General features: G+C 61.7%; 8 protein-coding genes and 1 pseudogene. 4 read left to right on the top strand and 5 right to left on the bottom strand.

The features are described 5' to 3' along the window. The 5 genes and pseudogenes from VFF99_RS03720 to recA all read right to left on the bottom strand — a co-directional run. Window positions 1-483, bottom strand: a pseudogene (locus tag VFF99_RS03720) (succinate--CoA ligase subunit alpha); the annotation flags it as partial. A gap of 17 nt (window positions 484-500) precedes the next feature. Further along, window positions 501-1,664 (bottom strand): ADP-forming succinate--CoA ligase subunit beta, encoded by a 1,164-nt coding sequence (gene sucC / locus VFF99_RS03715; RefSeq protein ID WP_325015124.1) that lies wholly within the window; start codon window positions 1,662-1,664, stop codon window positions 501-503. A 47-nt stretch (window positions 1,665-1,711) separates the two neighbouring features. Continuing rightward, the gene (locus VFF99_RS03710) at window positions 1,712-2,293 is read right to left on the bottom strand and encodes a DUF2889 domain-containing protein (protein ID WP_325015122.1); all 582 of its coding nucleotides are present in this window, start codon (window positions 2,291-2,293) and stop codon (window positions 1,712-1,714) included. Between the two features lie 236 nt (window positions 2,294-2,529). Continuing rightward, a complete protein-coding gene (gene recX / locus VFF99_RS03705) occupies window positions 2,530-2,982 on the bottom strand; it encodes a recombination regulator RecX (protein WP_325015120.1) in 453 nt (150 codons plus the stop codon). A gap of 77 nt (window positions 2,983-3,059) precedes the next feature. Then, window positions 3,060-4,103 (bottom strand): recombinase RecA, encoded by a 1,044-nt coding sequence (gene recA / locus VFF99_RS03700; protein ID WP_325015118.1) that lies wholly within the window; start codon window positions 4,101-4,103, stop codon window positions 3,060-3,062. 256 nt (window positions 4,104-4,359) lie between these two features. Between recA and VFF99_RS03695 the strand changes: the two genes are divergently transcribed. The 4 genes from VFF99_RS03695 to VFF99_RS03680 all read left to right on the top strand — a co-directional run. Then, complete coding sequence (locus VFF99_RS03695) at window positions 4,360-5,067, top strand: response regulator transcription factor (RefSeq protein ID WP_325015116.1); 708 nt, start codon at window positions 4,360-4,362, stop codon at window positions 5,065-5,067. A 9-nt stretch (window positions 5,068-5,076) separates the two neighbouring features. Then, a complete protein-coding gene (locus VFF99_RS03690) occupies window positions 5,077-6,636 on the top strand; it encodes a sensor histidine kinase (protein ID WP_325015114.1) in 1,560 nt (519 codons plus the stop codon). Beyond that, window positions 6,636-6,908 carry a DUF4212 domain-containing protein gene (locus VFF99_RS03685; protein ID WP_325015112.1) on the top strand — a complete coding sequence of 91 codons (273 nt, stop codon included), beginning with the start codon at window positions 6,636-6,638 and terminating at the stop codon, window positions 6,906-6,908. The genes VFF99_RS03690 and VFF99_RS03685 overlap by 1 nt, the downstream gene beginning before the upstream one ends. Further along, window positions 6,898-7,394 (top strand): sodium:solute symporter family transporter (locus VFF99_RS03680; protein WP_414691496.1); only part of this gene is annotated, 497 nt, incomplete at its 3' end. The genes VFF99_RS03685 and VFF99_RS03680, both read left to right, overlap by 11 nt.

The following is a 7,394-nucleotide window of genomic DNA, read 5'->3' as shown; positions in this document are numbered from 1 at the left end:
CGTGCCGGAACGCGACACGACGCCGATGCGGCCCTTCTTGTGGATGTGGCCCGGCATGATGCCGATCTTGATTTCGTCCGGCGTGATCAGGCCCGGGCAGTTCGGTCCGAGCAGCAGGGTCTTGCTGCCGGCCTTCTTCATCTTGTCCTTCACTTCCAGCATGTCACGCACGGGAATGCCTTCGGTGATGCAGATGGCCAGGTCGAGTTCGGCTTCCACGGCTTCCCAGATCGCAGCGGCTGCGCCTGCCGGCGGCACGTAGATCACGGAAACGGTCGCGCCGGTCTTTTCCTTGGCTTCCTTGACGTTGGCGAAAATCGGAATGCCTTCGAAGTCCTCGCCCGCCTTCTTCGGGTTCACGCCGGCGACGAAGCAGTTCTTGCCATTGGCGTAGTCGCGGCACATGCGGGTGTGGAACTGGCCGGTCTTGCCGGTGATGCCTTGCGTGATGACTTTGGTGTCTTTATTGATCAGAATCGACATTTGTATTCCCTTAGCGATTATTTACCGGCGGCAGCGACGACCTTCTGCGCTGCTTCTTCCATCGTGTCTGCGGAGATGATCGGCAGGCCGGAGTCGGCCAGCATCTTCTTGCCGAGGTCTTCGTTGGTGCCCTTCATGCGAACGACCAGCGGCACGCCCAGCGACACTGCCTTGGATGCGGCGATCACGCCTTCGGCGATGACGTCGCAGCGCATGATGCCGCCGAAGATGTTGACCAGGATCGCTTTGAGGTTCGGGTTCTTCAGCATGAGCTTGAAGGCTTCGGTCACTTTCTCGGTCGTGGCGCCGCCGCCGACGTCGAGGAAGTTGGCCGGCTCGCCGCCGAACAGCTTGATGGTGTCCATGGTCGCCATGGCCAAGCCGGCACCGTTCACCAGGCAGCCGATGTTGCCGTCGAGGGAGATGTAGGCGAGGTCGAACTTGGAGGCTTCGATCTCAGCCGGATCTTCTTCGTCCAGGTCGCGCATGGCGACGATTTCCGGGTGACGGAACAGTGCGTTGGAGTCGAAGTTGAACTTGGCATCCAGCGCAATCACCTTGCCGTCGCCGGTCAGGATCAGGGGGTTGATTTCGGCCAGCGATGCATCGGTTTCCCAGTATGCCTTGTACAGGCCTTGCAACTGCTTGCGTGCGTCGGCAATCGAGCCGGCCGGAACGCCGATCTTGGATGCGATGGTGTCTGCGTCAGCGTCGGTCAGGCCGGTTGCCGGGTCGATCTCGACCTTGTGGATCAGTTCGGGATGCTTTTCGGCGACTTCTTCGATGTCCATGCCGCCTTCGCTGGAGGCCATCAGCACCACGCGCTGGCTCAGGCGGTCGGTGACCATCGAGACATACAGTTCCTTCTTGATGTCCGCGCCTTCTTCGATCAGCAGGCGGTTGACCTTCTGGCCTTCCGGACCGGTCTGGTGCGTGACCAGTTGCATGCCCATGATGGCGTGCGCGTATTCCTTGACCTGGTCGAGCGACTTGGCGACCTTCACACCGCCGCCCTTGCCGCGACCGCCGGCGTGGATCTGAGCCTTGACGACCCAGACCGGGCCTCCAAGAGTCTCGGCCGCCTTGACCGCTTCATCAACGGAAAAGCACGGGATACCGCGCGGAACCGTCACTCCGAACTTGCGGAGGATTTCTTTGCCCTGATACTCATGGATTTTCATGCGAGCTTCCCTTCAGACGCTTATTGAAAAAAACAAACTGTTAAAAATTAACTGGTTTCGGAGACTGCCAACGGCTTGACCGCCCAGCGCGGATAAAACTTGGCGACCGCCTCGCCGTCCGTACGCAAGGCATGGCAGCGGTCGAGTTGAAACGGTTTCTGGCTCTGGTCGTCGTTGCCCGCGCCATCGCGCGTATCCAGCACGTCGCCGGCAAAAGCCTGGATGGTCGCCGTCGGCAGGACCGCGGCCAGTTCGGTAAGGTGGGTACAGCCGTTGATGCCCGAAAGGCGTTGCTTGACGCCGTCGCGGAATCCCTTGAGCAGGTTCAGGCCGATCAGCTTCTTGTAGGCCGGGCCGATGGTGTCGCAATAGTTCGGATAGGGGACGGCGTCGGAGACGGCTTCCGCGTCGACCACGTTCAGCGCCGTGTCGACGGTGATGCGGAGCCAGAGGTCGTGTACCGGTTGTCCCGCCGGCCTGACGCCGGAGGCGAGCTTGGTATCACGGGTCTTGGTATCGGTTATATGCGCGTCGATGTCCCACAAGCCGTCTTCGCGTGCGAACGCTTCGACCTGGATTGCGCGGGTGTGCTTTAACGCGCGGCGGGATGACGGCGGAGATAGGGGCATAAGGACCAATGCCGGTGAAGCGGCCTAAAGAGATGCCGCATTTGCGTGTCGTTGTCGCAGCTTCTACGACAACAGCCGCTCATGCGGCGCTGCAAAAAACCTGGAAAGTTTAGCACAGGCATAAGGCTAAAACCATCGTGACATTTTTGCCACTGATAGGCGAATGACAGCCTGCTGTGCGTGTTTGACGCGGGAAAAATGCGAACGTTTGTCCGCAAGTCCGTTTGCAGGTGCGTTTAATCGTCGCTATCCGTCGCGCGCATTGCACTGCGGATTGACGAGGGAGAGAAACCGCGCTGCTGGAGAAATCGGATTTGTTTTGCACGCTCCGCGGCATCTTCCGGCGGGGCACCGAACTTCTTGCGCCATACCTCCCTGGCACGTGCGGCTTCGTCGTCCAGGAGGCTGGACTTGAGGTCTTGGATTTCCTCGCCGTCGATGCCGTGCGACTGCAGTTCGGACAGGATCCTGCTGTTGCCGAAGCGCGCGGCGCGGCGGTTGACCAGGGATTCGGAAAAGCGGGATTGGGAAAGGAATTTCGCTGCTTCAAGAGCGTCGAGCAGGCCCTCGATATCGTCGCCCTCTTGGGCGTAGCGTGCCAGCTTGCGTCCCAGCTCAAGCCGGCTGTGTTCGCGGGCAGACAGATACTTCAGAGCCCGCGCCTTCAGACTCATTTGCAATTTTGCCATGGTGGTCCTGCAGCGCGGGCTCCCTCACGTGAAGTATTCAGGATGGAAAGACGCCGGTGAGGCGGCGTCTTGCTCAATTACTCTTCCGCTGCAACCAGGGGTGGCAGTTCCGGCACGCCCAGCGCCGCGCGGACCTTGTTCTCGATCTCGCGGGCCAGTTCCGGATGCTCTTTCAGGTAGTTGCGAGCGTTGTCCTTGCCCTGGCCGACGCGTTCGCCGTTGTAGCTGTACCAGGCACCGGACTTTTCAACAATCTTGGCCTCGGCTCCGAGGTCGAGGATTTCACCCTCGCGCGAGGTGCCTTCCCCGTACAGGATGTCGAAATGCGCTTCCTTGAACGGCGGGGCCACCTTGTTCTTGACGACCTTGACCTTGGTTTCGTTGCCGATCACTTCGTCGCCGGATTTGATGGAGCCGGTACGGCGGATGTCCAGGCGCACGGAGGCGTAGAACTTCAGCGCGTTGCCGCCGGTCGTGGTTTCGGGATTGCCGAACATGACGCCGATCTTCATGCGGATCTGGTTGATGAAGATGACCAGCGTATTGGTGCGGTTGATGCTGCCGGTGAGCTTGCGCAGTGCCTGCGACATCAGGCGGGCTTGCAGGCCGGGGAGCGAATCGCCCATGTCGCCTTCGATTTCAGCGCGCGGGGTCAATGCCGCCACGGAGTCGACTACCACGAGATCGACGCTGCCCGAACGCACCAGGGCGTCGCAAATCTCGAGCGCCTGTTCACCGGTGTCCGGTTGCGAAATCAGCAACTCCGACAGGTTCACGCCCAGCTTCTGGGCATACACCACGTCCAGCGCGTGTTCCGCATCAATGAAGGCGCAGGTGCCGCCCAGCTTTTGCATTTCAGCAATCGCTTGCAGGGTCAGCGTGGTCTTGCCGGACGATTCCGGACCGTAGATTTCGACGACGCGGCCGCGCGGCAGGCCGCCGACGCCCAGCGCGATGTCCAGGCCAAGCGAGCCGGTCGACACGACTTGCACTTCTTCCGCAACGGCACCGTCGGCCATGCGCATCACGGAACCCTTGCCAAACTGCTTCTCGATTTGCGCCAACGCGGCAGCCAGTGCTTTTGCCTTTTCCGGGTTTTGCGCAGATTTCTTGTCGTCCATAACTGTATTCTTTCGACGGTTAGGTATTAACTAGCCCGCCATCCCAACTATCCCAACTATTGGCTGGCGCGCCGCGATTAACGTCACAGGCCATACTGTATAAAAAAACAGTGGCGGGTGCAAGCGGGAATTTCAAATATCGAAAAAACTTGATTAGGATGAGGAAGGAAGCGGTTTTTTGAGCCGGCCTGCTTTGCCTTGCCGCTATTACCGAAAAGCAATAGACTACTTTCCTTCTGATTGCAGAGTGCCAACCATGCGTATTTTGCTCGCTGAAGACGACAGTGTACTGGCCGATGGACTGACGCGCTCGCTGCGCCAGTCCGGCTATGCGACCGACTGCGTCAAGAACGGCCTGGAGGCGGACTCGGCACTGTCGACGCAGGATTTCGACCTTCTCATCCTCGACCTGGGCCTGCCGAAAATGCCCGGCCTGGAAGTCTTGCGGCGCCTGCGCGCCCGCAATTCCCGCCTGCCGGTGCTGATCCTGACAGCCGGCGACTCCATCGAGCAGCGCGTCAAGGGGCTGGACCTGGGGGCCGACGACTTCATGGCCAAGCCGTTCGCGCTGTCCGAACTGGAGGCGCGGGTACGCGCGCTGACCCGGCGCGGCGCCGGCGGCGGCCCGACCGTGATCAAGCACGGACCCCTGTCCTACGATCAGGTCGGCCGGATCGCCTACATGAACGACCAGATGCTCGACCTGTCGGCACGCGAGCTGGGCCTGCTGGAAGTGCTCCTGCAGCGCACCGGCCGCCTGGTGTCTAAGGAGCAGCTGGTCGACCATTTGTGCGAGTGGGGCGAAGAGGTCAGCAACAACGCGATCGAAGTCTATGTCCACCGGCTGCGCAAGAAGATCGAGGTGGGCGGTGTGCGGATCGCCACGGTGCGCGGCCTCGGCTACTGCCTCGAGAAATTTTCCGATCCTTCCGCGAGTGCCCACAGCGCACCGACCCCTGGCTGATATTTTTCCATGAGCGACGCCCAAGGTCCGGAAGCGGCCGTTTCCGCCTCGGCGGATTCCTCCCCTCGCGGCCAGGCCGGCGATTTTGTCGCCGCCCAGCCGGAGGAACGCATCCAGCGCTCGCTGTTCGGCGAGATCCTCGACTGGATGCTGGTCCCCCTGCTCCTGCTGTGGCCGATGAGTATCGCGATTACCTACCTGGTCGCGAAATCGATCGCCAACCATCCCTTCGACCGCGCGCTGGACGACCGTGTGATCGTGCTGACGCAGCAGGTACGTGAAGTCAACGGCAAGGTGGCCGCGCAGCTTTCCAGTTCGGCGCGCGACATTCTGCGCGCCGACGACGTGGACAACATCTATTTCCAGGTCATCGGTCCGAAAGGCGAGTTCATCGAAGGCGATGCAGACCTGCCGCCCCCGCCGGCCGAGGAAGAGATCCAGCAGCCGTCAGGCTCGGTGCGCTTCCGCAACGACACGATGCGCGGCAATGAAGTCCGCGTCGCCTACGTGTACACCGAGATCCGTCCGCGCCGCAACGCGCGCGAACCCGAACGGGGGCCGGCCGTCCTGGTACAGGTTGCCGAGACGCTGGACAAGCGCGGCCAGCTCGCCAACGAAATCATCAAGGGCGTGATCCTGCCCCAGTTCATCATCCTGCCCGTCGCGCTTGCCCTGGTCTGGTTCGCGCTGTCGCGCGGCCTGTCGCCCTTGGCCGAACTGCAGCAGCGCATCCGCGCCCGTCGGCCCGATGATCTCAGCCCGATCGAATCCGGCCAGGTGCCCGAGGAGATCTCGCCGCTGGTGCGCTCCTTCAACGACATGCTCGGGCGGCTCTCGCAAAGCATCGAGATGCAAAAGCGCTTCATCGCCGACGCCGCCCACCAGATGAAGACGCCGCTGGCCGGTATGCGCATGCAATCGGAATTGGCGCTGCGCGAAACCAACCTGGAGGAAATGCACCGCTCGCTCGAGCAGCTGTCGAAAAGCTCGGAATCGGCGACACGCCTGGTCAACCAGCTGCTTGCGCTGGCGCGCGCCGAGAACCAGACGCCGGCAACCAAACCGCTCGTGCCGCTCGAACTGTGCGAGCTTGCCCGGAACGTGGTGCAGGATTGGGTGCAGAACTCCTTTACGCAACGCATCGACCTCGGTTTCGAACAACCCGGCCATCCGATCATGGTGCAGGGCAACCCGGTGATGCTGCGCGAATTGTTGAGCAACCTGATCGACAACGCGCTCCGCTACACGCCGGCCGGCGGCAGCGTCACGGTGCGTGTGCGCGCCAACGCAGTCGAGGAGCAGGCGATCCTGGAAGTCGAGGACACCGGGCCGGGCATTCCCCCGGCCGAGCGTTCGCATGTTTTCGAACGCTTCTACCGCATCCTCGGCAGCAACGTCGAAGGCAGCGGCCTGGGGCTGTCCATCGTGCGCGAGATCGCGCAGCAGCATGGCGCGATCGTGGATATCTTCAACAATCCGCACAGCCACGACCCCAAATTCCCGGGCTGCCTGTTCCGTGTGACGCTGCGCATGGAACAGCGCCCCGATTTCATCGAGGATATCGGGTGATGGAAAACAAGAATAAGCACAACCGGGACCTGTACTGGAGCAAGGTCCGGCAGTTCACCTTCACGCTGGTAGCGCTGTGGTTCAGTTCCACCTTCGGCATCATCTACTTTGCCCGGGAGCTGACCGCGTTCACGGTGTTCGGCTGGCCGTTTTCCTTTTACATGGCGGCACAGGGGCTGACGCTGCTGTACCTGGCGATCGTGGCCGCCTATGTGTTGTACACGCGCCGCCTGGACCGGCTGTTGCGGAAAGAGACTGCCGATGCGCAATGACGCCTTTTTCCGCCGGCTGCTGCGGTACTACGGCTGGTACACGGTCGGCTGCGTCATCTTCCTGCTGGTGCTTTCGATCCTTGAAAAGGAAGGCTTCCCCCGCGCCTGGATCGGCTATCTGTTCATCTTTTCGAGCATCGTGGTGTACGCCGGCATCGGCGTCATCAGCCGCACCTCCGACGTGTCGGAGTACTACGTTGCCGGCCGGCGCGTGCCCGCCCTCTTCAACGGCATGGCGACAGCGGCGGACTGGATGTCGGCCGCCAGCTTCATCAGCCTGGCCGGCGGCCTTTATGTCCTCGGCTTCGACGGCCTCGCCTACATTCTGGGATGGACCGGCGGCTACTGCCTGGTGGCGCTGCTCGTTGCGCCGTATCTCAACAAATTCGGCCACTACACGATCCCGGATTTCCTTGCGGCACGCTACTCGGGCCCTTGGGGCAGCACGCCGGTACGCATCCTTGCCGTTGCCTTCACCGTGCTGGT

Origin of the sequence: Noviherbaspirillum sp., assembly GCF_035654295.1 — a bacterium.
Lineage (GTDB): Bacteria > Pseudomonadota > Gammaproteobacteria > Burkholderiales > Burkholderiaceae_D > Noviherbaspirillum.
This window is presented reverse-complemented; position numbering and strand designations above follow the sequence as displayed.

Excerpts from the sequence above, each read along its gene's own strand:
- sucC (WP_325015124.1), bottom strand. The coding sequence starts at position 1,664 with ATGAAAATCCATGAGTATCAGGGCAAAGAAATCCTCCGCAAGTTCGGA.
- VFF99_RS03710 (WP_325015122.1), bottom strand. The coding sequence starts at position 2,293 with ATGCCCCTATCTCCGCCGTCATCCCGCCGCGCGTTAAAGCACACCCGC.
- recX (WP_325015120.1), bottom strand. The coding sequence starts at position 2,982 with ATGGCAAAATTGCAAATGAGTCTGAAGGCGCGGGCTCTGAAGTATCTG.
- recA (WP_325015118.1), bottom strand. The coding sequence starts at position 4,103 with ATGGACGACAAGAAATCTGCGCAAAACCCGGAAAAGGCAAAAGCACTG.
- VFF99_RS03695 (WP_325015116.1), top strand. The coding sequence starts at position 4,360 with ATGCGTATTTTGCTCGCTGAAGACGACAGTGTACTGGCCGATGGACTG.
- VFF99_RS03690 (WP_325015114.1), top strand. The coding sequence starts at position 5,077 with ATGAGCGACGCCCAAGGTCCGGAAGCGGCCGTTTCCGCCTCGGCGGAT.
- VFF99_RS03685 (WP_325015112.1), top strand. The coding sequence starts at position 6,636 with ATGGAAAACAAGAATAAGCACAACCGGGACCTGTACTGGAGCAAGGTC.